General features: G+C 70.4%; 17 protein-coding genes. 8 read left to right on the top strand and 9 right to left on the bottom strand.

Annotation, left to right across the window (positions count from 1 at the left end):
* Window positions 1–57: 57 nt before the first annotated feature.
* The 4 genes from ACTIFS_RS10070 to dapF all read right to left on the bottom strand — a co-directional run bounded on the left by ACTIFS_RS10070 (window position 58) and on the right by dapF (window position 4048).
* A complete protein-coding gene (locus ACTIFS_RS10070) occupies window positions 58–1440 on the bottom strand; it encodes an FAD-dependent oxidoreductase (RefSeq protein WP_439573960.1) in 1383 nt (460 codons plus the stop codon).
* 44 nt (window positions 1441–1484) lie between these two features.
* On the bottom strand, window positions 1485–1808 hold the full coding sequence (locus tag ACTIFS_RS10065; RefSeq protein WP_439573959.1) for an ArsR/SmtB family transcription factor: 324 nt from the start codon (window positions 1806–1808) through the stop codon (window positions 1485–1487).
* A 91-nt stretch (window positions 1809–1899) separates the two neighbouring features.
* Window positions 1900–3174, bottom strand: a complete 1275-nt coding sequence (gene mtaB, locus ACTIFS_RS10060; protein ID WP_439573958.1) for a tRNA (N(6)-L-threonylcarbamoyladenosine(37)-C(2))-methylthiotransferase MtaB — start codon at window positions 3172–3174, stop codon at window positions 1900–1902.
* 7 nt (window positions 3175–3181) lie between these two features.
* On the bottom strand, window positions 3182–4048 hold the full coding sequence (gene dapF, locus ACTIFS_RS10055) for a diaminopimelate epimerase (RefSeq protein ID WP_439573957.1): 867 nt from the start codon (window positions 4046–4048) through the stop codon (window positions 3182–3184).
* A gap of 161 nt (window positions 4049–4209) precedes the next feature.
* Between dapF and ACTIFS_RS10050 the strand changes: the two genes are divergently transcribed.
* Complete coding sequence (locus ACTIFS_RS10050) at window positions 4210–4965, top strand: GyrI-like domain-containing protein (protein ID WP_439573956.1); 756 nt, start codon at window positions 4210–4212, stop codon at window positions 4963–4965.
* Here ACTIFS_RS10050 and ACTIFS_RS10045 read toward each other — a convergent pair.
* The 4 genes from ACTIFS_RS10045 to ACTIFS_RS10030 all read right to left on the bottom strand — a co-directional run bounded on the left by ACTIFS_RS10045 (window position 4940) and on the right by ACTIFS_RS10030 (window position 9299).
* Window positions 4940–5275: a YciI family protein gene (locus ACTIFS_RS10045; protein WP_439573955.1), complete on the bottom strand. Its 336-nt coding sequence runs from the start codon at window positions 5273–5275 to the stop codon at window positions 4940–4942. The genes ACTIFS_RS10050 and ACTIFS_RS10045 overlap by 26 nt on opposite strands.
* A gap of 83 nt (window positions 5276–5358) precedes the next feature.
* Window positions 5359–6396 carry an aspartate-semialdehyde dehydrogenase gene (locus tag ACTIFS_RS10040; protein ID WP_439573954.1) on the bottom strand — a complete coding sequence of 346 codons (1038 nt, stop codon included), beginning with the start codon at window positions 6394–6396 and terminating at the stop codon, window positions 5359–5361.
* A gap of 286 nt (window positions 6397–6682) precedes the next feature.
* Window positions 6683–8431 carry a thiamine pyrophosphate-binding protein gene (locus ACTIFS_RS10035; RefSeq protein WP_439573953.1) on the bottom strand — a complete coding sequence of 583 codons (1749 nt, stop codon included), beginning with the start codon at window positions 8429–8431 and terminating at the stop codon, window positions 6683–6685.
* A gap of 46 nt (window positions 8432–8477) precedes the next feature.
* Window positions 8478–9299 (bottom strand): hypothetical protein, encoded by an 822-nt coding sequence (locus tag ACTIFS_RS10030; RefSeq protein ID WP_439573952.1) that lies wholly within the window; start codon window positions 9297–9299, stop codon window positions 8478–8480.
* A gap of 312 nt (window positions 9300–9611) precedes the next feature.
* On the opposite strand from ACTIFS_RS10030, the gene ACTIFS_RS10025 reads away from it, so the two are divergent.
* From ACTIFS_RS10025 to pbpC, 5 genes are all read left to right on the top strand, one after another.
* The gene (locus ACTIFS_RS10025) at window positions 9612–10778 is read left to right on the top strand and encodes an acyl-CoA dehydrogenase family protein (RefSeq protein WP_439573951.1); all 1167 of its coding nucleotides are present in this window, start codon (window positions 9612–9614) and stop codon (window positions 10776–10778) included.
* A gap of 72 nt (window positions 10779–10850) precedes the next feature.
* Window positions 10851–11846 (top strand): thiamine pyrophosphate-dependent dehydrogenase E1 component subunit alpha, encoded by a 996-nt coding sequence (locus tag ACTIFS_RS10020; RefSeq protein ID WP_439573950.1) that lies wholly within the window; start codon window positions 10851–10853, stop codon window positions 11844–11846.
* The gene (locus tag ACTIFS_RS10015; RefSeq protein ID WP_439573949.1) at window positions 11843–12823 is read left to right on the top strand and encodes an alpha-ketoacid dehydrogenase subunit beta; all 981 of its coding nucleotides are present in this window, start codon (window positions 11843–11845) and stop codon (window positions 12821–12823) included. The genes ACTIFS_RS10020 and ACTIFS_RS10015 overlap by 4 nt, the downstream gene beginning before the upstream one ends.
* A gap of 119 nt (window positions 12824–12942) precedes the next feature.
* The gene (locus tag ACTIFS_RS10010) at window positions 12943–18330 is read left to right on the top strand and encodes an alpha-2-macroglobulin family protein (RefSeq protein ID WP_439573948.1); all 5388 of its coding nucleotides are present in this window, start codon (window positions 12943–12945) and stop codon (window positions 18328–18330) included.
* Complete coding sequence (gene pbpC, locus ACTIFS_RS10005; protein ID WP_439573947.1) at window positions 18327–20384, top strand: penicillin-binding protein 1C; 2058 nt, start codon at window positions 18327–18329, stop codon at window positions 20382–20384. Before ACTIFS_RS10010 ends, pbpC begins: the two co-directional genes overlap by 4 nt.
* Before the next feature lie 9 nt (window positions 20385–20393).
* Here pbpC and ACTIFS_RS10000 read toward each other — a convergent pair whose 3' ends face one another.
* The gene (locus ACTIFS_RS10000; protein ID WP_439573946.1) at window positions 20394–21980 is read right to left on the bottom strand and encodes a glucan biosynthesis protein; all 1587 of its coding nucleotides are present in this window, start codon (window positions 21978–21980) and stop codon (window positions 20394–20396) included.
* Window positions 21981–22127: 147 nt separating this feature from the next.
* Here ACTIFS_RS10000 and ACTIFS_RS09995 point away from each other — a divergent pair, with 147 nt between their 5' ends.
* The gene (locus tag ACTIFS_RS09995) at window positions 22128–23033 is read left to right on the top strand and encodes a methyltransferase domain-containing protein (protein ID WP_439573945.1); all 906 of its coding nucleotides are present in this window, start codon (window positions 22128–22130) and stop codon (window positions 23031–23033) included.
* Between the two features lie 89 nt (window positions 23034–23122).
* Entirely contained in the window at window positions 23123–23629 is a 507-nt protein-coding gene (locus ACTIFS_RS09990) for an SRPBCC family protein (protein ID WP_439573944.1), read from the top strand.
* Window positions 23630–23631: the final 2 nt, after the last annotated feature.

Here is a 23631-nt window from a genome sequence, read left to right as displayed (position 1 = left end):
GCTGGCCTTATGCAGGAGAAACCGGCGCCTGTCGCGCCGGCTTCATCCAAATCCGCTTCAGGCGGGCTGAACCTCCTTCTGCGGCGCGGTCGTTCCACAGCCGCAACCGGAGGCGCCCTGACGCCTGGCCGTCTCGTCGGCGGCGCAGCAGGCCGTGGCATCAACCTTGGCCGGACCGCCGCAGCAGGCAGCTTCCGCAGGGGCAGGGCCGCGCGAGGTGGAACAGACGCCCGTCTCCGGCAGCACCAGCTCGACCCGCCGGGCCGCCTCGTGATCGCCGGCCAGTTCGGCGGCAATCGAGCGCACCTGCTCATAGCCGGTCAGCATGAGGAAGGTCGGTGCCCGCCCGTAGGACTTCATGCCGGCGAGATAGAGCCCCGGTTCCGGCTGGGCGAGTTCGCGCGCGCCATGCGGGCGCACCGAGCCGCAACTGTGCACGTTGGGGTCGATCAGCGGCGCCAGCAGGGGCGGGCATTCGAGCGCCGGATCCAGCGCAAAACGCAGTTCGGACAGGAACGACAGGTCCGGCCGGAATCCCGTTGCCACCACCAGTTCGTCGACCGCGACCGAGCGGCCATCGGCCGCCGTGACGATCAGCGCGCCGCCTTCCTCGCGCAGCCGCTCCACGCCGAAGCGGGTCTCGATGGCGATGCCGCCGCTCTCCGCAAGCCGCTTCATCTCCGTGCCCAGTTCGCCGCGCGCGGCGAGCGCATCATTGGCACCGCCGCCGAAGGACTTTGCGGGGTCGGCGCCGCGCACCAGCCAGGTGATGCGCGTGCCGGGCTCTTCCTGCATCAGCCTGGCCAGGTCGAGAAGCGTCCCGAGCGCCGAGTGACCGGCACCCAGCACCGCGACCTGCCGGCCGGCATAGCGGGCACGGGCGGCACCGAGGACGTCGGGCATGCCATAGGCGATGCGGCCCGCGGCCTCCGCCTCCCCGATGACAGGCAGGCCATTTGCGCCGGACGGTCCCGGCCGGTCCCAGGTGCCGGACGTGTCGATGACCGCATCGGCAAGGATCACCTCGCCGCCGGCCAGCCGCAGCTCGAACGGTGCCTCGCCGCGCCCGGCCGTCTTCACCTTGTCGAAGCCGCGCCGGCCGAGGGCCACCACCCGCGCGTCAGTCCGGACATGATCGCCAAGAGCGGCCGCGAGTGGCGCCACATAGCCCTCGATCATCTCACCCCCGGTCGGATAGCGACCGGGCTCCGGCGCCACCCATCCCGTCGGCTGGAGCAGCCGCTCGGCAGCCCGGTCGACGTTGAACTCCCAGGGTGAGAACAGCTGGACATGGGCCCACTGGCGCATGGCGTGGCCGGCTTCCGCGCCGGCTTCCAGCACGACCGGTTTCAGGCCGCGTTCGAGGAGATGGGCGGCGGCGGCCAGACCCACGGGGCCGGCACCAATCACGGCAACGGTGCGGATGACGGTGGCGCTCATATTATTCGTTACTTCCGGTTTGATCGAATTATCGGGCAAATGATTCAGGCGGCAGGCAGGACAAGCGGTCCCTCCGAACAGGCGGATTCCGCGCAGCACTCCTCGGCAAGAAAGCCGATCAGGCCGTGCATCACCGCGTAGTTGGCCCGGCAGATCAGCGTCGTCCCGCGCCGCTCCTGGGCGATGAGGTCCACGATGATGAGAGCCTTCAGGTGGTGCGAGAGGGTCGAGGGCGCGACCTTCAGGAGTTCCTGCAACTGCCCGACGCTGGTCCCGGCCTCCCCTGCCCGGACCAGCGCACGATAGATGCGCAGGCGGGTCGGGTTGCCGAGGGCTTCGAGGCGGGCTGCAGCATCGTCAATCGTCATGATCGAAAGGTGGCACGCCGCCAGAAGCCTGTCAACGGTAATTCGAGAAATACCGAAATAAAGAATGCTGCCCCGCCACAGCCCACGCGCCTCAGGCGGCCATCGCCTCGCGGCCGTCATGGCCTGCCACCCTGATGTCGACGATCACGCCGGGCTGCGCGGGTGCTCTCAGCCGCACGGGCGTGAAATGCTCGGTGCGGCCCATGGCATCGGTTTCCGTCAGCACCCGGAACGAGCGCCCCACCATCGCATTGAGATGGGCGGCAAGGGCGGCCTCGCCCTTGGCTCGCAGGCGCCGCGCCCGCTCCTTCACCACCTCGCGCGGCACTTGCGGCATGCGCGCGGCCGGCGTGCCCGGCCGGGGCGAGAAGGGGAAGACATGGAGATGGGTGAGCCCGCAATCCTCGACGATGGCGAGCGAGCGGGCGAACATGTCCTCTGTCTCGGTGGGAAAGCCGGCGATGATGTCGGCGCCGAACACGATGTCCGGCCGCAGCCGGCGCACCGTCTCGCAGAAGGCCCTGGCATCGACGGAGAGGTGCCGGCGCTTCATCCGCTTCAGGATCATGTCGTCGCCCGCCTGCAGGGAGAGGTGCAGGTGCGGCATGAAGCGCGGCTCGTCGGCAATGACGTCGAGCAGGTCGCGATCGGCCTCGACGGAATCGATGGAGGAGATGCGCAGCCGCTCGAGGTCCGGAACATGCCTCAGGATGGCCTTGACCAGCGCGCCAAGCTTCGGCTCGGCCGGCAGGCCCTGCCCGTAGCTGGTGATGTCGACGCCGGTCAGCACCACCTCGCGATAGCCGTTCTCGACGAGGCGGCGGGTCTGGCTGACCACCTCGCCCATCGGCACCGAGCGCGAGTTTCCGCGGCCGAACGGGATGATGCAGAAGGTGCAGCGATGGTCGCAGCCGTTCTGCACCTGCACGAAGGCGCGCGACCGGCCGGCCAGTCCGTCGACAAGGTGCAGCGCCTGCTCGCGCACCGCCATGATGTCGTTGACCGCCACCTTCTCGGACGCCGCGACGCCGAAATCCGGACCGCGGCCGAGCGCCGTCCGCGTCTCGCCCCAGGCGGATGCCTTCATCTTCTCGTCATTGCCGATGACGCGGTCCACCTCGCCCATGGCCGCGAAGGTCTCCGGCTCGGTCTGCGCCGCGCAGCCGGTGACGACGATGCGCGCATCCGGGTTCTCGCGCTTCAGCCGGCGGATCGCCTGGCGGGCCTGGCGCGTCGCCTCGGCGGTCACCGCGCAGGTGTTGACCACGATGGTGCGATCGAGCCCGGCTTCGGCCGCAAGCCTGGCCATCACCTCGGACTCGGAGGTGTTCAGCCGGCAGCCGAACGTGACGACCTCGACGGACATGGCGCGGTCAGGCCGCGTCTGCGAACAGCGAGGGGGAGAAAACGCCCTCGTGCTCGAGTTCCGTCGGCCCGATCATGATGACGTGGTTGTCGTCCCGCCATTCGATGAACAGTTCGCCGCCCGGCAGGGTGACGCGCGCCGCGCGGCCGGTGCGCTTCGTGCGCGCGGCCGCCACCAGTGCCGCACAGGCGGCCGAGCCGCAGGCCCGGGTGATGCCGGCGCCGCGCTCCCACACCCACAGCACGATGTGGTCGGGTGCCTTCACCGCCGCCAGCGAAATGTTGGCCCGGTCCGGAAAGATCGGATGGTTCTCCAGCATGGGACCGATCTTCGGAAGGTCATAGGCAAAGGGGTCGTCGACCCAGAAGATCGCATGCGGATTGCCCATGGAGACGGCCGAGGGCGAGTGCAGGATGGGATCGTCGATCGGCCCGATCTGCAGCTCGATGGCGCGGGTGTCGCGGAATTCCTCGGCCAGCGGAATGTCCTGCCAGCCGAACTTCGGCTCGCCCATGTCCACCGAGAACGCGGCCGGGCCGAGCCGCCGGCAGGCCAGCAGGCCGGCGCGCGTCTCCACCACGAGGGTCGTGCGGTCCGTGCCTTCGGTCAGCACCCAGGCCACGCAGCGCGTGCCATTGCCGCAGGCGCCCGCCTGCGAGCCATCGGTGTTGTAGATGCGGATAAAGGCCTCCGTGCCGGGCGTGCGCGGGGCGTGCAGCACCATCATCTGGTCGAAGACCGATGCCGGATCGGCGGCAATCGCCCGCGCCTCGTCTGCGGTCACGACATGGCTCGAGGCGCGCAGGTCCACCACGACGATGGCATTGCCGGCGCCGTTCATCTTCCAGAACGGATGGTTGGCGAGAGGGCTCATGGTCGAACCTGGCGGAAGCGTGAAAAGCCGCGCGACTTCGTGGGCGAATGTGATGAAAGGGACACGTTGCGGGTTCTCTATATAGGCTATCGTTTCTGTCGCCAAACCGCCCGGCCTGACGTGGCGGGGCAAGACGGTCCCGGGACAGGATGACCTGCGCGATGACGGCGGAATTCGGTGGTCTTGTCCGGTCCCTGACCCTGGCCGCCGGGCTCGGCCTTGCAGGCGGGACCGCCCTCGCCCAGCCGGCCCCCGCTCCGGCCCCTGCCGAGACCGTGCCGCCGCCGGCGCAACAGCCGGCTCCGGCAGAACCCGCTCCGGCAACGCCTGCGCCCGCCACCCCTGCGCCCGCCACGCCTGAAGCCACTCCCCCTGAAGCCTCGACACCACCCGCCGAGCCGATTCCGGCAACGGTCGGCCGCTGGCCGACCGACGAGGAGGTGCAGGCCGCAGGCTTCGGCGAGGAGGTGGTCCTCGAGCCGAAGCCCGCGCTGGTTGTCTCCGGCAAGAGCAGCTGGGACGACATCTACGCCACGTTCTACAAGGCCATCGCCGATGCCACCGCCATCGCCCGCGCGCAGGGCGTCGATGTGGTCGGCCCCCCCATGATCCGCCTGGTCACCTCCTCCGACACGGAGGTGGAGTTCGAGGCGCTCGTTCCCGTCTCGGCCCTGACCGGACCGGCGGAGCGCTTCGCCCCCGCAAAGCCCGGCACGACGCCCGGCGGCAGCGCGCTGCGCTTCGTCCATCTCGGTGGCCACGACACGATGGAACAGACCTACGACGAGATCACCAACCATCTCGACGAGCGCGGCATCACCGCCGAGGATGCCTTCCTGGAGGAATATATCCGCGACCCGCAGAAGACGCCGGAGACGGATCTGGCCACCTTCATCTATGTCTTCCGCCGCCGCTAAAGCCGAGCCGCTCACAGGCTGACCACCTCGTAGCACGGCGCCTTCCCCAGACCGCAAGGCGATAGCCGCGCCTGAGGCCGAGCGCGTAATAGGGATCCGCCTCGACCAGTCGGGTGGCCTCCTCGCGGCTCTCCACCTCCATCACCCACAGGCCGCCGTCGAACCATTCGCCCGGCGCTGGCCGAAGCCCGCCGGCGATCAGGATCCGGTCCCTGTGACGCTCCAGATAGTCGAAATGGTCCTGGGCATGGTTCAGCCGTACCCAGGCAGCGTCGGCATTGTCGTCGAACAGCGCGATCCAGCGGGCCATGATGGTCTCCACAAATGCGAACGGCGGACCCGAAGGCCCGCCGTCGCAAGAAAAGGATTGGGTTGCGAACGAGGGGCGGCGGCTCAGGCCGCCGCTTTGGCCCGCGGCTGGATCAGCTTGCGGTTGACCAGCACCTCGGCGATCTGCACCGCGTTCAGCGCCGCGCCCTTGCGCAGGTTGTCCGAGACGCACCAGAACGCGAGGCCGTTCTCCACCGTCGCATCCTCGCGGATGCGCGAAATATAGGTGGCGTCCTCGCCGGCAGCATCGAGCGGCGTCGCGTAGCCGCCGTTCTCCTGCTTGTCGATGACCAGCAGGCCCGGCGCGGCACGCAGGATCGAACGCGCCTCCTCGACGGTGATCGGCTCCTCGCACTCGATGTTGACGGCCTCCGAATGGCCGATGAACACCGGCACGCGCACGCAGGTCGCGGTCAGCCGGATCTTCGGGTCGAGGATCTTCTTGGTCTCGACCGTCATCTTCCACTCTTCCTTCGTGAACCCGTCCTCCATGAACACATCGATGTGCGGGATGACGTTGAAGGCGATGCGGGCCGGGAACTTCTTGGTCTCCGGGTCCTTCATCGAATAGAGCGCCTTGGTCTGGCGGTCGAGCTCGTCCATGCCGTCCTTGCCGGCGCCGGAGACCGACTGGTAGGTCGAGACGACGACCCGCCTGATGGTGAACCGGTCGTGCAGCGGCTTCAACGCCACGACCAGCTGGGCGGTCGAGCAGTTCGGATTGGCGATGATGTTGCGCTTGGTGAAACCGGCAATGGCGTCGGCATTCACCTCGGGCACGATCAGCGGCACGTCGGAATCGTAGCGGAAGGCCGAGGAATTATCGATCACCACGCAGCCCTGCGCACCGATCTTCGGGGACCATTCCTTCGACACCGATCCGCCGGCCGACATCAGGCAGATGTCCGTGTCGGAGAAATCGTAATGCTCCAGCGCCTTCACCTTCAGGGTGCGGTCGCCGAAGGACACCTCTTGGCCGACCGAGCGGCGCGAGGCGAGCGGCACGACCTCGGAGACGGGAAACCCGCGCTCGTCGAGGATGGAGAGCATTTCGCGGCCCACATTGCCCGTGGCACCGACGACGGCAACCTTGTAACCCATGATCTTCAGGCCTTCTGTTGCGGTTCTCCCCCGGATGCGGACCCGCCTCGGAGGGTCCGGTGGCGCCCATCTCCCCGTCGGGGGAGCACCCGGAAGCGAGGACGAAGCGTCAGCCTGCCGTGCCGCCTTTGGCGACCGGCATGGGTTTCGTCGTCGTTTTGGTGACCGCGAAAGCCATGGCTGGAAAGAGGTGTCCCCGGCGGAAATGCCTGAGCGAGCGGAAGAACACGAGGCGCGGGCAAAAGTCAATCGCCCGCGCCCGTCGGCGCCTTCAGGACCGCGCCGGTCAGACCGGACGGTCGCCCTTGGTGACCTTCAGCGTGCGGTTGTCGACGCCCGGCAGCATGCGGCCCGGATCGCGCGTCACCACGATGTCGAGCACGGTCGGCGAGGAGGTGTTGGCGAGGCCCTCGGCGAGCGCCCCCGACAGCTTTTCGGGGTCCTCGACGCGGATGCCGTGGCAGCCCATCGCATTGGCGATGTTCGCATAGTTGAACTCGACCAGATCCGAGGACTGGTAGCTGCCCGGCCCATAGACCGAGTGCTGCAGCGCCTTCACATAGCCGGAGGCGGCATTGTTGAAGATGCAGACGACGAAATTCGCGCCGACGCGCTTGGCCGTCTCCAGGTCGCCCATCGACATGTTGAAGCCGCCGTCGCCGGTCATCGACACAACCCGCCGCGACGGCCCGACGCCGAGCTGCGCGCCGATGCCGCCGGGCACGCCATAGCCGATCGAGGCAAAGCCGCGGTCGGCGACGAAGTGGCGCCCGGCCTTCTTGGTGTTGAACAGGAGGCCGCCCCAGTGGCCGGCGAAGCCGCCATCGGCGACCAGCACGGCGTCCTCCGGCATGATCCGGTTCAGTTCGCCCATCAGCCGGCCGATATTGATCGGCGTTTCCTTCGATTCCAGCCGGTCGGCGGCCCCCTTCATCCACTCGCCCATCTTCTGCGGGATCTCGGCGAGATAACCGGCCCGGCGCGACACCCGGTCGGTGCCGTCGTCGAGCGCAGACGCAAGGTCCTCCAGCGCCAGGCGCGCATCGCCCGCCAGCGTCACCTCGGTCTTCGTCGTCCGGCCGATTTCCTCGGGCAGGATGTCGACATGGATGACGGTCTTTGACGGCGGCAGCAGCGAGAAGCGCTTGGTGGCGATCTCGCCGAGCTTGCAGCCGACCACGAGGATGCAGTCGGAGGTCGCGATCAGCCCGTTGGCGATCCGGTCGTAGCGGCCGAACAGGCCGGCGGACAGGGGATGCGAACAGGCGACCGCCCCCTTGCCCGACATGGTGTGGGCAACCGGGATGCCCTGCTTCTCGGCAAGGCCCAGCAGCGCCTCGTAGGCCTCGGAAATGTGGATGCCGCCGCCCGCCAGAATGATCGGCCGCTCGGCCTTCGCCAGCATCGCCGCAGCCCGCTGAAGCTCGGTGCCGTCGGGGCGCGAGCGGCGCGCCTGCGCCTTCAGCGTGCCGGGATCGAGCCAGAAATCGGCGGCCTCGAAGTCGTACTCGCCATGGGCGATGTCCTCGGGCACGTCGATGACCACCGGGCCGGGCCGGCCGGAGGTCGCCACCGCGAAGGCCCGGCGCACGGCCTCCGGCACGCGCTTGATGACCTCGATGCGGATGATCTCCTTGACGATCGGCCTCAGGATGTCGAGCTGGCGCGTCTCCTGCGTCATGTTCTTGGTGGCATGTTCGCGGTTGGCGTCGCCGACGATGGCGATCAGCGGCATGCCGGCATTGAAGGACTCGACAAGGCCGGTGACCAGATTGGTCGCGCCCGGGCCGAGGGTGGCATCGACAAGGCCCGGCCGGTTGGTGACGCGCGCATAGGCATCGGCCGCAAACGCGCCGCAGCGCTCGTCGTTGATGAGGTAGTGCTTCACGCCCAGCACCCGGCAGGCCTCGTAGAAGGGCAGAAGCTGGAAGCCGCCCATGCCGAACATCGGCGTGTTGCCGGCCAGCTTCAGCATTTCGGCCAGCGCCTGCCCGCCCGTCATGGGGCGCAGCGTGTTGGAGGCGGTCTCGCTCATGGTGTCTCCCGGAGGTCTTGTTGGTTGGTCGGTCGTTCTGGCTGGATCAGGCCGGAGCCCGCAATGTCGAGGCGACCATCGCCGCGACGAAATCGCGCGTCGACTGGCCGATGGCGCCGCCGCGCCGTTCCGCCAGCGGATTGAGGGCGGAGATATAGCCATCCTGCCAGACCGACAGGCCCTCGCCTATGCGGGCGGAGAAGGCCGAGACCATGCCCCCGGCAATGCCGCGGTCCTCCAGCGCCGGCAGGCGCGAGATGCCGGCATCGGCAAGACCCCGGTCGGCATCGACATAAACCGCGGCCAGCACATCCGCCTTGACCGCGCTCGCCGGCTTGCCTGCCAGAAGGCCGCCATGGGAGCCGGTGACGACGATATGGCCGGCATCGTCCGGCCCGACCAGCCCGTTGGAATCGAGCGCGAAGACACGGATGCCGCCGGCGCCCGCCCCGGCGATCTCGTGGCGGGCCTCCTCGAGCGGCTCGGGCATCGGCGCCGGCGGCAGGCCGGCTGCGCAAAGGCGCTCCAGGGCCTCGGCACAGGTCATGCCCGGCGCGAGGCCAAGCCGCGCGGCCGGCGCATTGACGAAGGACAGGACGCCCCGTTCCGGCATGTCGGCGCCCCAGCCGATCCGCGCCGAGCGATGCGAGACGGCCGCCGCCGGCACGCCGAGCGGTTCCAGCCAGCCGAGCCCCGAAATGCCGGACCGCTCGCGGCCCACCCCGGCATCGTTCAGGACGAGCGCGGCAACCCCCTTCGCCGCGCCGTACCAGGCGGCATAGACCGCCCCGTGCGAGGCGCAGGCCGCCACCCGGCCGCGCGCATCGGCGGCAAGATGGGTGACGCTGTCGAGGACAAGGGGCTGCATCTGGCAACGATCGGCTGGATGACGGGGGCGGCATCCTGTCAAGCCCGGACGCCGGGGGCAATTCGCCGACCCACGCCTTTCGGGCGATGTCTGGCATGCCTGCCCTTGCCTTGACAGGCAGGGGGGCGGCTTCAAACTCGCCGGCCAACAAGAGGGCCGAATGGCCGGCCGGCCTGCCCGGCACGCGGAGGATGCTCATGACGGCTGCGGCCGATGGCGCAGGATGGCGCTCCCCTTGCTGTGCGAACCGTCCCTGCCGTGCAGCCGCCCGGCTCGCGTCACCCGCTGCGGCGGCGGGATCGCGGTAGGCCGATGGATTTCGCCCTGACCGCCGACCAGCAGGCGCTGCAAGAGGCCGTCCGGCGTCTGTGCGCGCGCTTCCCCGACAGCTACTGGCTCGCGCGTGATACGGAAGGCGGATTTCCGCTCGATTTCCACCGTGCCTTTGCCGAGGCCGGCTATCTCGGCATCGCCATGCCGGAGGATTGCGGCGGCTCGGGCCTCGGCATCACCGAAGCGGCGATCATGATGGAGGCGATCGCCGCATCCGGCGCCGGCATGTCGGGCGCCTCCGCCATCCACCTCAACATCTTCGGGCTGAACCCGGTGGTGGTGCGCGGCACCGACGCGCAGAAGGCGCGGATGCTGCCGCCGCTGATCGAGGGCCGGGAGAAGGCCTGCTTCGGCGTGACCGAGCCGGATGCCGGCCTCGACACGCTGAAGATCAAGACCCGTGCCGAGCGGCAGGGCGACGTCTATGTCGTCACGGGCCAGAAGATCTGGACCTCGACGGCCCAGGTCGCCGACCGCATCCTGCTGCTCGCCCGGACGACCCCGCTGGATCAGGTCACCAAGCGCACCGACGGCCTGTCGCTGTTCTACACGAAGCTCGACCGCGCCCATGTCGAGGTGCGCGAGATCCCGAAAATGGGGCGCAAGGCGGTCGATTCCAATCAGGTCTTCTTCGACCGCCTGCCGGTGCCGGCCGCCGACCTGATCGGCGAGGAGGGCAAGGGCTTCGACATCATCCTGCACGGCCTGAACCCGGAGCGCGTACTGATCGCGGCCGAAGCCATCGGGCTGGGGCGCGCCGCGCTCAGGCGTGCCGCGGCCTATGCGAAGGAGCGCGTCGTGTTCGGCCGGCCGATCGGCAAGAACCAGGCGATCCAGCACCCGCTCGCCGAGAGCTGGATGGAACTGGAGGCGGCCGAACTGATGACGCTCAAGGCCGCCACCCTCTATGACCGAAACGAGCCCTGCGGCCCCTTCGCCAATGCCGCCAAATATCTGGCGGCCGAGGCCGGCTACCGGGCCTGCGAGCGGGCCGTCATGACGCTGGGCGGCATGGGCTATGCCCGCGAGTTCCATGTCGAGCGCTACCTGCGCGAGGCCTGGATCCCGCGGCTTGCGCCGGTCTCCGCGCAGATGATCCTGTCCTTCATCGCCGAGAAGGTTCTCGACCAGCCCCGATCCTATTGAGACGACGCACGATCCCGAAGACCCGCAATCCCGAAGACCCCGAACAGGCCAGAACGAGGGAAGAGACCGCCCATGCAACCCACCCACAACGTCCAGCGGCTTCTGGACCTCTACGGCACCATGAGCCGGATCCGCGCCTTCGAGATCGCCGCTCTCAACGCTCACAAGGAGGGCGTGGTGCCGGGTCCGCTGCACGTCTCCATCGGCCAGGAGGGCGTGGCCACCGGAATCTGCCTGAACCTTGGCTCCGAGGACCGCATCACCTCCAACCATCGCGGCCACGGCCATGCCATCGCCAAGGGCGCGGGCATCCAGGGCATGATGCGCGAACTGTTCGGCCGGGATGGCGGCCATTGCCGCGGCAAGGGCGGCTCCATGCACATTGCCGACTTCTCGGTCGGCATGCTCGGCGCCAACGGAGTGGTCTCCGGCGGCATCCCGATCGCGGTCGGTGCCGCGCAGGGCCTGAAGATGATGAAATCCTCGGCCATCGCCGTCTGCTTCTTCGGCGACGGCGCCATCAATCGCGGCCCCTTCCTGGAGGGGCTCAACTGGGCGGTGCTCTACAACCTTCCCGTGCTGTTCGTCTGCGAGGACAATGGCGTCTCGGCCTTCACCGAGACGGACACGGTGACGGCCGGCCCCGGTGTCGTCGCACGCGCCGAATCGCTCGGCGTTCCCGCCGTCACGGTCGACGGCAATGACGTGATGGCGGTGGACGAGGCGGCCGCCCGGCTGGTTGCCGAAGTGCGTGCGGGCAAGGGCCCGCGCCTCCTGCACGCCCGGACCTATCGCATCACCGGCCATACCTCGACCGATGCCGCCGCCTGGCGCAACCCGGCCGACGTGGAGGCCGCGCGCAAGCGCTGCCCCATCGACCGGCTGGCCGCCACCCTCGCCGAGCGCGGCATCGCCGTGTCGGAGCTTGCTGCCATCCGTGCGAAGGCTGAGGCCGAGATGGCCGCGGCGGTCGACGATGCCAAGGCAGCGCCCTGGCCGGACGAGGCCCTGGCCTATGAGGATGTTCAGGACGTCGGCGCAGTGCGCTATTCGGGAGTGCAGGCATGACCGCGAACACCGTCACCCTCGTCGAGGCCGTCCGCCTCGCAGCCCTGCAGGAAATGCGCCGCGACCCGACGGTCTGGGTCCTGGGCGAGGACGTCGCCCGCGGCGGCCTCTACGGCCAGTACAAGGACTTCCTTCCCGAATTCGGGCCGGAGCGCGTGGTCTCAACCCCGATTTCGGAATCGACCATCATGGGCGCCGGCCTCGGCGCGGCGCTCGTCGGCACCCGGCCGATCATCGAGATGCGCATCTTCGACTTCGTCATGTGCGCCATGGACGAACTGGTCAACCAGATCGCCAAGATCCGCTACATGTTCGGCGGCCAGGCCCGGCCCTCGGTGGTGGTGCGCATGCCGCACGGCATCTGGCGCAACTCTGCGGCCCAGCATTCGCAGATGCTCGAATCTTGGTTCGTCCACCTGCCGGGCGTCATCGTGGTGACGCCGGCGACGCCGGCGGATGCGGCGGGCCTGCTGGTCACCGCCATCCGCTCGGACGATCCGGTGCTGTTCTTCGATCCGAAGAACCTCTTCCCCGTCACCGGCGAGGTGGCATCGGTCATCGAGCCGATCCCCTTCGGCAAGGCACGGACTGTGCGCCAGGGCACCGATCTGACCCTCGTCTCGTGGTCGGCCATCATGCCGGCGGTGGACCAGGCCGCCGCGACGCTGTCCGAGGCCGGTATCTCGGTCGACCTCATCGACCTGCGCACACTCTGGCCCTGGGACCAGGAGGCGGTCTGCGCCTCGGTGGAGAAGACCGGCCGGCTGCTCGTCGTCCACGAGGCGGTGGCCGCCGCCGGTTTCGGCGCGGAGGTGGTCGCCAGCGTCGTCGAGACGCTCGGCCCGGCACGGGTGAAGGCGGCGCGCCGGCTGGGCGCCCCGCGCATTCCGATCCCGTTCTCGCCGCCGCTGGAGGATGCGGTGAAGGTGACGCCGGCAAAGATCGTTGCGGCGGCACGGCAGGTGGTCTCGGCCTGATCCGGGACCTTCCGCTTAGGGGAATTCCGTAAGTCTCCTGATTGTGGCTGTGGCAGTGCGGTGGTTCATTCGCACTGCGGCTCACGGGGGTGGCGAGACCGCGGCAAGGGGAATGCGCCATGGGCAACCGAGGTCTTTGTGCGGCCGCGGGGTCGCTGGTCGTTGCGGTGTTGCTGGCCACGGCCGCGAGCCTCCAGCCGGGCAGTATCGGCCAGGCCCGTGCGCAGGCCGCCAGTGCCGGCGAGGCCCGCCAGATCGCGCAGGCCCCGGCCCGTCCGGCGCCCGTGCCGCAGCGCCGTCCCGACGCGTCGCAGGCCCAGCGGCCGGCTGCCGATCCGCCCCTGCGCGCCTTCCGCCGCGACGATTTCGCCGATCTCGCCCGCCGGTTCGAAGCCTTCATGGCGGCGCGCAGTCCCACCGACAACCGCCCGATCGCCGATGTCCGCCGCGATGCCGATGCCGCCGCCACGCGCGGCGACTTCCGCGCCGCCTCGGTCCACTGGGAGAATATCGCCCAGCGTTCGGGCACGGATTCGGCCCCGTGGGTCCGCTATTCGCAGGCTCTCGGCGGCATCCGCACCAATGACTGGCGCGAGCGCCAGCGCTTCCAGGAGAACACCCTCGGCGCGGCCTATCTGGCCTATCAGCGCGCCCAGAACCGCGTGGAGGAAGCCTTCGCGCTGGCCCATATCCGGCAGATCATGATTGCCCGCCAGCAGTGGCGGCCGGCCATCGACGTCGCCCGCGCCGTGGTCGATGCCCGCGACACGCCCGAGGCCCGCGAGGCCTATGACCGGCTGCGCCAGCAGCACGGCTTTCGCCTGCGCGAGACCAAGGTCGATTCCGACGCCACCCGCCCGCGCGCCTGTTTCGTCTTCTCCGAGAACCTGCGGAAGGGCCGCTTCGACTTCGCGCCCTTCATCCGCCAGGTGGGCGTGGACAATCCGCCGATCACGGTAGAGGACCGCCAGATCTGCGTCGACGGGCTCAGCCACGGCCAGCGCTACACGTTCCAGCTGCGCGAGGGCCTGCCCTCCGAGATCGTCGGCGAAGACCTGCTGCGCACCGTCGATGTCTCCGTCTATGTTCGCGACCGCACGCCCTCGGTGCGCTTCACCGGCCGCTCCTATGTGCTGCCGCGCGCCGGCCAGCGCGGACTTCCCGTCGTCAGCGTGAACCTCGAATCGATCGAGGTGGAAGTCTTCCGCCTCGGCGACCGCTCCATTGCCCAGACCGTGCAGGAGGAGTTTCCCCGGCCGCTGGAGAACTACGAGCTGCAGAACCTCGTCACCGAGCGCGGCATGTCGGTCTGGAAGGGCCAGCTTGCCGTCGAGAGCCGGCTGAACACGGACGTGACCACCGCCTTCCCGATCGACGAGACGGTGAGGAGCCTGGAGCCCGGCGTCTATGTCATCACCGCACGGCCGACCAATGCCCAGCGCCGCGGCGACGATGACGACTACAGCAATGGCCGCGTCCACCAGTGGTTCATCGTCTCCGATCTCGGCCTCACGGCCCTGTCGGGCATCGACGGCGTCCATGGGTTCGTTCACTCGTTGAACTCTGGCAGGCCTGCCGCCGATATCGAGGTGCGGCTGATCGCCCGCAACAACGAGGTGCTGGGCACGGCCCGCACCAGCCCGGCCGGCCATGTGCGCTTTGCACCGGGCCTGACCCGCGGCGAGGGCGCGCTCGCCCCGGCCCTGCTGGTCGCCACCACGGCGGCCGGCGACTATGCCTTCCTCAACCTGCGCCAGCCGGCCTTCGACCTCTCCGACCGGGGCGTTGCCGGCCGTGAGCTGTCTGGCCCGCTCGATGCCCTGCTCGTCCCGGAACGCGGCGTCTACCGGCCGGGCGAGACCGTTCAGCTCACCACGCTGCTGCGCGACGCCAAGGGCGATGCCGTCACCGGCCTGCCGCTGACCCTGGTGGTCGAGCGGCCGGATGGCGTCGAATATCGCCGCATCGTCACGCAGGATCAGGGCGCCGGCGCCCGTGCCGTGCCGATCCCGATCGTCTCCTCGGCGCCGACCGGCACCTGGCGTATCCGCGCCATCACCGATGCGCGCGCTCCCCCGGCCGGCGAGGTGCGCTTCCTGGTCGAGGATTTCGTGCCGGACCGCATCGACTTCGAGGTCAAGCCGACCGAGGAGCGGCTGACCCGCACGCGGCCCTTCGGCGCCGAGATCGACGCCCGCTACCTGTTCGGCATGCCGGCGGCAAACCTGCAGATCGAGGGCGAGGTGGTCATGGAGACCACCACCGAGTTGCCAGGCTTCGTGGGCTTCCGCTTCGGCCTCGGCGAGGAGGAGACCAAGCGCGACCGCGAGCCGCTGCCGGACAATGTCACGACCGACGAGCGCGGCCGGGCCACCATCGCCGCGCCGCTGCCGCGCATGGAGGACACCACCCGTCCGCTCTCCGCCCGGCTTCAGGTGCGCATCTCCGAGCCGGGCGGCCGCGCCGTCGAGCGCACCGCAACCCTTCCCGTCCTGCCCGGGACGCCGCTGATCGGGGTCAAGCCGCTGTTCGAGGGCCTGCGCGTCGGCGAGAACGACACGGCCGGCTTCGAGGTGATCGCGGTGGCCGCCAATGGCCAGGCCCGCCGTGCGGCGCGGCTCTCCTGGCAGCTTCTCCGGCTGGAGACGCGCTGGGTCTGGACCCGCGGCTCCGGCGGCTGGTCGAGCCAGGCCATCGTCTCCACCCGCCGCGTCGCCGACGGGCGGATCGAGGCGGCCGCATCGGGCGCTGCCGCCCGCATCGCCCAGCAGGTGCCCTGGGGCCGCTACCGGCTCGAAGTCTCCGAGGGCGATGTCGCAGGCCCCATGACCACCGTCATCTTCGAGGCCGGCTATGGCGCCGGCGGCACGGCCGACACGCCCGACGTGCTGGAAATGAGCCTCGACAAGCCGTCCTATCGCTCCGGCGAGACCATGACGGTATCGATCAATGCCCGCTTCGCCGGCTCGGCCACCGTCGCCGTGATGGGCGACCGGCTGCTGGCCGAGCAGACCGTCGACGTGCCGCAGGGCCGCTCCACCATCCAGGTGCCCGTCGGCAGCGACTGGGGCGCGGGCGCCTATGCCACGGTCTTCGTGCGCCGGCCGCTGGATGCGGCCGCCTCGCGCATGCCGGGGCGCGCGATCGGCCTCGCCTGGTTCGGCGTCGACACCGCCGAGCGGCGCCTCGCCATGACGCTGGACGTGCCGGACAGGATCGCCCCGCGCACCACCCTGCGGGTGCCGGTGCGGCTGGAGGGCCTCGCGGCCGGCGACCAGGCCTATGTCACCGTCGCCGCCGTCGATCTCGGCATCCTGACGCTGACCAACTACCAGCCGCCGAAGCCCGACGAGCACTATCTCGGCCAGCGCCGGCTCTCCGCCGAGGTCCGCGACCTCTACGGCCTGCTCATCGACGGCATGTCGGCCGCCCGCGGCTCGGTGCGGTCCGGCGGTGATGGCCCGACGAGCCGCTTCTCCGGCGCCCCGCCGGCGCAGGTGCCGCTGTCGCTGTTCTCCGGCATCCTCACCGTCGGCCCTGACGGCCGCGCCGAGGCGGTGTTCGACATTCCCGACTTCAACGGAACCGTGCGCCTGATGGCCATGGCCTGGACCACGACGAAGCACGGCTCGGCGTCGAAGGACGTGATCGCCCGCGATCCGGTCGTCGTCTCGGCCACCCTGCCGCGCGTGCTCGGCCATGCCGACCGCGCGATGCTCCGGCTTGACCTCGTCAATGCCGAGGCACCTGCGGGCGACTATCGCGTGACCGTGGAGCCGGAAGGCCCCCTGTCGCTCGAACGGCGCGAGGCGACCGTCAGGCTGGGCGCCGCCGGCACCCGCGGCGCGGTGTCCCTGCCGCTCGCGGCCGATGGCCTCGGTGTCGGGCGGCTGGCCGTGACCCTGTCCGGCCCGAACGGTCTGGCCCTCACCTCGCGCTATGCGCTTGGCGTCAGGCCGGCCCTTCCCGACATCAGCCGGCGCACCATCATGGCGATGGAGCCCGGCCAGTCGGTGCGCATCACGTCGGACCTTGCGACGGACTTCGTGCCGGGTTCTTCGCGCGTCGCCGTCTCGGTCAGTCCCTCCACCGCGCTCGACGTGCCGGGCCTGATCCTGGCGCTGGACCGCTATCCCTTCGGCTGCTCGGAGCAGATCACCTCACGGGCCCTGCCGCTGCTCTATCTCGACGTGCTGGCCGCGGCGGAAGGCGGGCTCGGGCTCGAACAGCCGGTGGCCGACCGGATCCGCGATTCGATCGAGCGCATCCTGTCGCGCCAGACGAGTTCAGGCTCCTTCGGCCTCTGGTCGGCCGGGTCCAACGAGGATCCCTGGCTCGATTCCTACGTGACCGACTTCCTCCAGCGGGCGAGGGAGAAGGGCTATGCCATCCCGGCCTTCGCCTTCAACGGCGCCGTGGAGCGGCTGCGCACGCTGGTCGTCTCCACCAACGGCGTCGGCAGCAACAAGGGCATGGACATCGCCTATGCCCACTACGTGCTGGCCCGCGCCGGGCGCGGCACGCTCTCCGAACTGCGCTGGCTTGCCGACACCCAGCTGAACGAGATCGCGACGCCGATCGCGCGAGGCCAGCTCGGCGCGGCCCTTGCCCTGATGGGCGATACCCCTCGTGCCGAGAGGGTGATGACCTCGGCCGTGCAGATGCTGCGGGCCGCCGGCCAGACCGATCTCGGCCGGTTCGACTACGGCTCGCGCCTCCGCGATGCCGCAGCCCTCATGGCGCTCGGCGTCGAGGCGCGGGTCAACCGGCGGATCGTCGCCGAAGCCCAGCAGGTGGTCGAGACGGTCCGCCCGCAGACCCGCTATCTGTCGACCCAGGAGAAGGTCTGGATGGTGCTGGCCGCCCAGGCGCTGATCGAGGATGCCCGCCGCATCTCCCTCGACGTCGACGGCATGGCCCATCAGGGCGCGCTGGCCCGCACGCTGCGCACCGACGAGGTCGATGCCGGCTTCGCCCTGCGCAACACCGGCCCCGACGCGGTGCGTGCGGTCGTGTCGGTCACCGGCACGCCGGCCCGACCCGAACCGGCCATGGCCAACGGCTTCACCCTGCAGCGCCGCTACATGACGCTGCAGGGCCAGCCGGTGGACATTGCCCGCGTCGCCCAGGGCACGCGCCTCGTCGTCGTGCTGCAGGTCACCGAGGCCAGCCCCATGCTCGGACAGATCATGCTGGTCGACCGCCTGCCGGCCGGCTTCGAGATCGACAATCCGAGCCTCGTCGCCTCCGCCCAGACCTCGGCCCTGCGCTGGCTGCCGCCGGAGGAGGTGCAGCCGGACTACAAGGCCTTCCGCGACGACCGCTTCCTCGCCGCCTACAGCCGCACCAGCGGAGCCAGGGGATCGTGGCAGGTCGCCTACATGATCCGCGCCGTGACGCCCGGACGCTACGTCGTGCCGCCCGCCACGATCGAGGACATGTACCGGCCCGAACGGTCGGCACGCACCGCCGTCGGCCAGACGGAGGTGACGGGCGGCGGCCGGTGACACGGCTCCGGCGCCTCGCCCTCCTTGCCGCCGGCGGGCTGCTGCTCGCCGGTGCGGGCGCTGTCGCCGTCTGGCAGGCCGGAGCCGGGCCGGACGGGTCGGCCACGGCCTTCTCGCGCGAGGTGGTGGACCGCAACGGCCGGCTGCTGCGCCCGTTCCAGACCGACGACGACATGTGGCGCTTCCCGGCTACCGCTGCCGATGTCGACCCGCTGTTCCTGCGCATGCTGACGGCCTACGAGGACCGGCGCTTCGCCCTGCATCCCGGCGTCGATCCGCTGGCGCTCGCGCGGGCGACCGGACAATGGCTGTCCAGCGGCCGCATCGTCTCGGGCGGCTCGACCCTGTCGATGCAGGTCGCCCGCCTGATCGACAAGCGCGCCGACGGTCGCTCGCTTGCCGTCAAGCTGCGCGAGATGGCGCGCGCCGTGCGTCTTGAGCGGGACCTCGGCAAGGGCCGCATTCTCGACCTCTATCTCGCGCTGGCCCCCTATGGCGGCAATATCGAGGGCATCCGCGCGGCCTCGCTCGCCTATTTCGGCAAGGAGCCGGCCCGCCTCACACCCGCCGAGGCGGCGCTGCTGGTGGCCCTGCCGCAATCGCCGGAGGCACGCCGGCCGGACCGCTTCCCGGACGCCGCCCGCCGCGCGCGCGACCGCGTGCTGGAGCGGATGCTGGAGGCCGGTGTCCTGAAGCCGGAACAGGTCGCCGCCGGCAAGGGCGAGCGCGTGCCGGTCGCCCGTCGGCCCATGCCGGCGCTGGCCTGGCACGCCGCACAGGAAGCGGCCGCCGCCGAGCCCGCCCGCCGCGTCCACCGCATGACCTTCGACCGCGGCGCCCACGAGGCGCTGGAGCCGCTGCTGCGCGAGCGCGTGCGCGCGATCGGCCTGCGCCTGTCCGGCGCGCTGGTCGTCGTCGACCATGCCACCGGCGAGGTGACGGCCCGCATCGGCGCCGCCGACCCGCTCGACGCCGAGCGGCAGGGCGCCGTCGACATGGCGCGGGCGGTGCGCTCACCCGGTTCGGCGCTGAAGCCGCTCATCTATGCGGTGGCCTTCGAGCAGGGGCTCGCCCATCCGGAAACGCTGATCGAGGATCGCCCCTCGCGCTTCGGCACCTATGCCCCTGCCAATTTCGACCGCGACTATCAGGGCACCGTCCCGGCCCGCACCGCGCTGCAGCTCTCCCTCAACGTGCCCGCCGTGGCCATGATGGAAACGGTCGGACCGCAGCGCTTCTTCGCGCGGCTGAACCAGTCCGGCATCCGCCCGGTCCTGCCGCGCGGCGAGGTGCCGGGTCTTGCCGTGGCGCTCGGCGGCGTCGGCATCCGCCTCACCGACCTTGCCGCGCTCTATGCCGCCTTCGGCCGGAGCGGCGACATGCCCGCGATGCGCGAGCGGCTGGACCTTGCCGCCCCCGAACCGGCCCGGCCCTTCACCGACGAGGGCGCGGCCTGGGTGATCGGCGACATCCTCGCCGATGCGCCGGCGCCGGACGGGGCCATTGCCGGCCGCCTCGCCTACAAGACGGGCACCTCCTACGGCCACCGCGACGCCTGGGCCATCGGCTTCGACGGCCGGCGGACGATTGCCGTCTGGGTCGGGCGGCCGGACGGTTCCTCGGTCCCCGGCATCACCGGGCGGACGGCGGCGGCGCCCATCCTGTTCGACGCCTTCGCCCGGCTTGGCGGCATCCGGCCCCTGCCCGGGCGTCCCCTGCATCTGGCGGCGCTGTCCAACGCCCAGCTGCCCCCGGCCCTGCGCCGCTTCGGCCCGGCGCGCGAGGCGGCGGGCGACACCCGCGACCTGGTGATCGCCTTCCCGCCGGACGGCGTGCGCATCGACCTCGGCGCCACCCGCGGCGAGAGCGAGATGCTGGCCATCCGGGCCGCCGGCGGGCGCCCGCCCTTCACCGTTCTCGTCGACGGCCGGCCGGCGGGGCGCTTCGGCGCACAGCGGCAGGCGACCGTCCAGCCGGACGGGCCCGGCTTCACCACCCTGTCGGTGATCGATGCCGAGGGCCGCAGCGCCAGCGTGACGGTGAGGGTGGAGTAGCGGGCGGCCTCAGGCGCCGGGATGATACTGGTAGAGCCAGGTCTCGGAGGCAACATGGTCGCCGACCCTGAGATAGCAGCGCATCTCCACCGGCTCGCTGCCCTCGACCTTCAGGTCGAACTGCGTGCGCCAGTGACCGGGCACATCGTTCGGCACCGCCTCGGTATAGCGATAGGCCCCGAACTCCCCGCGCGACGTCCACAGGACCGGCTCCGGGATGACGCCCTTCGGCAGGCTGGACAGCGGCCCGCCCTTGAACTCGATGAGGAACTTGCGCACGCCGTCGGGCCTGGGCTGGCCGGGCTGTCCGCCGCGGCCGAGGCGGGTCGCCACCACGCGCGCCAGCGGCGTCGGATAGGGCTCGTCCGCCAGCCAGTGCAGGCGGTAGCGATACTCGCGCGACGAGCCGGGCTCGGACGGGGTATCCGGCACCCACATGGCGACGATATTGTCGTGGATCTCGTCGTCGGTCCGCAATTCGACCAGCTGGACCGCGCCGGTGCCCCAGTCGCCCTGCGGCTCCACCCAGGCCGATGGCCGCTTCTCGTATTTCACGCCGTCGAGATAATGCAGGAACTCGCGGTCGCGCTGCAGCAGGCCGAAGCCGCGCGGCGCCCGGTCGACGAAGCTCGACGTCATGGTGCGCGGCGGGTTGTTCAGCGGCCGCCAGATGCGCTCGCCCGCGCCGGTCCACACCGCCAGGCCGTCGGAATCATGCACCTCGGGCCGCCAGTCGATGGTGCGCGACGAGGTCGTCTCCGAATACCAGTACATCGACGTGAGCGGCGCCACGCCGAGATGGGTGACCCGGGAGCGGAACGTCATCGCCGCCTCGATGTCCATGACCACGCCGCTGGTGCGCCGGCACTGGAACCGGTAGGCGCCGGTGACCGAGGGGCCGTCGAGCAGCGCATAGAGCGTGACGGGATCGGTCTCGGTCTCTGCCGGCTCGATCCAGAAGGCGACGAAGTCGGGGAATTCCTCCGGTCCCGGCCCCTGGCCGGGGGCGAGCGCGATGCCGCGGGCCGACAGCCCGACCTGGCCGAGTTCGCCGACCGCGCGGAAATAGGATGCGCCGAGCCAGGTGGCCCAGGGCTCCTGTTCCTTCCACGGCCCGGACTTGGGCTCCTGAATCCACAGGCCCGCGAACGCCGAGGCATCGGCCGGCAGGCCGGCGGCCGGATGGTCCGGCTGCACCGCGAACAGGCGCTGGTCGTAGAGCACCTCGCGCGCCTGGCCGTTGGCCAGCGCATGCATCCGCACCGTCTTCGGGAAATAGAGCCCGACATGCTGGAAGGTGACCGGGAAGGCGCCGGCGCCTTCGGCGAACAGGGCGGAATCCTTGGCGTAGCGCAGCTTGCCGTGGGCGTCGTAGTCGATCTGGCGGACCACGTCCGGGCTCGGCCGCGGCGGCTCGACATAGGGCCTGGCCGCCCGCTCGCGCGCCATCACCTTCAGCCCCTCATAGGTGAAGGGCTCGGGCCGTCCGAAGCGCAGCGGCACGGCAGCGGCCGCGGCCTGCCCGCCAAGGGCCGGGGCAAGCCCCGCGGCAGCGGCAATGGCAAGGAGGTTGCGGCGGGACAGGGGATGGATCATGGAGCCACTCGGGAATGCCGTCGGTCAGAGCGGGCGTGATGACACGATGTTCCCGGCGAAACTGGGGCGGGACGGGCCAAACGTCCACCGCCGGATCGCCGCACCGGCTGGTTCGCAGCGTTTGACGCCCCGCGGTCGAGCCGCCATATGCGGCAGATGACCACGCCGCGCCATTTCGACACCCTTCTGACCGGCGCGCGCCGGCTGCGCGCCTTTCGCCAGGGGCCGGCGGACTTCCTGCTGCGATCGGTGGCCGAGGATCTGGCCGACCGGCTGTCGCTGGTCCAGCGCAGCTTCCGGCAGGTGGCCGAGATCGCCACGCCGTCCGATGCGCTGCGCGAGGTTCTGGAGGCGCGCGGCCTGCCGCGGCCGGTCGCCTGCGAGAGCCTGCCGGCCCTGGCCGCCTCCCGCCGCGCGCCGGTCGTCGTGGCCCCCGTCGAGGCCCTGCCCTTTGCCGCCGGAAGCCTCGATCTGATTGTCTCGGCGCTCGGCCTGCAACTGGTCGACGATCTGCCGGGCCTGTTCGCGCAGGTCCGGCGCGCCCTGAAGCCTGACGGCCTGTTCCTCGCGGCCCTGCTCGGCGGCGACACGCTCGCCGAACTGCGCGAGGCCTTTGCCGTCGCCGAGAGCGAGGTCGATGGCGGCCTGTCGCCGCGCGTTGCCCCCTTCGCGGACGTGCGCGACATCGGCGCGTTGCTGCAGCGGGCGGGCTTTGCCCTGCCGGTCACCGATTCCGACCGGCTGACGGTGCGCTATGGCGATGTCTTCGCGCTGATGCGGGACCTGCGCGCCATGGGCGCCACCAATCCGCTGCTCGCGCGCCGCCGCGTGCCGCTCAGGCGCGCCACCCTGCTGCGCATGGCGGAGGTCTATCATCAGCGCTTTTCCGATCCGGACGGGCGCATCCGCGCGACCTTCCAGGTCGTCACGCTGTCCGGCTGGGCGCCGCACGAGAGCCAGCAGAAGCCCCTGCGCCCGGGATCCGCCAAGGCCCGCCTCGCCGATGCCCTCAACGCCCTGGAACAGTCGACGGGCGAGAAGCCTGGCGGCTGACCCGTTCCGCACCGCACTCGACAGGCCCCGGCGCCGGGGCCTAGTCTTGCCGCCCCATCCGCAGCCTTCCCACATTTGGAACCATCGCCATGGACATGACCGGCACGCAGCGCATCGAGGCCCCGCGCGAGGTGGTCTGGGCCGCGCTCAACGATCCGGAGGTGCTCAAGCAGTGCATCCCCGGCTGCCAGAGCATGGAGCGCACCGGCGACAACGGCTTTGCCGCCAAGGCCGTGCTGAAGATCGGCCCGGTCAAGGCGACGTTTTCCGGCAGCGTGACGCTGTCCGATATCGACCCGCCGAACGGCTACACGATCTCCGGCGAGGGCAATGGCGGCGTCGCCGGCATGGCCAAGGGCGGCGCGACGGTGAAGCTCGCGGAGGAGAGCGAGACCGTCACCATCCTGTCCTACGACGTGAAGAGCCAGATTTCCGGCAAGATCGCCCAGCTCGGCTCGCGCCTGATCGACGCCACGGCCAAGAAGCTGGCCGGCGAGTTCTTCGAGAGCTTCGGCAAGGTGGTCGCCCCGCCACCCCCCGGCACCGAGATGCCGGAAGAGAAGAAGAAATGGTGGAAATTTGGCAAGAAGGGGTGAGA

The sequence above is a fragment of the Phreatobacter sp. genome (assembly GCF_051860605.1).
Lineage (GTDB): Bacteria > Pseudomonadota > Alphaproteobacteria > Rhizobiales > Phreatobacteraceae > Phreatobacter.
Note: the sequence above shows the minus strand (reverse complement) of the source record. Positions and strands in the feature narration are given on the sequence as shown.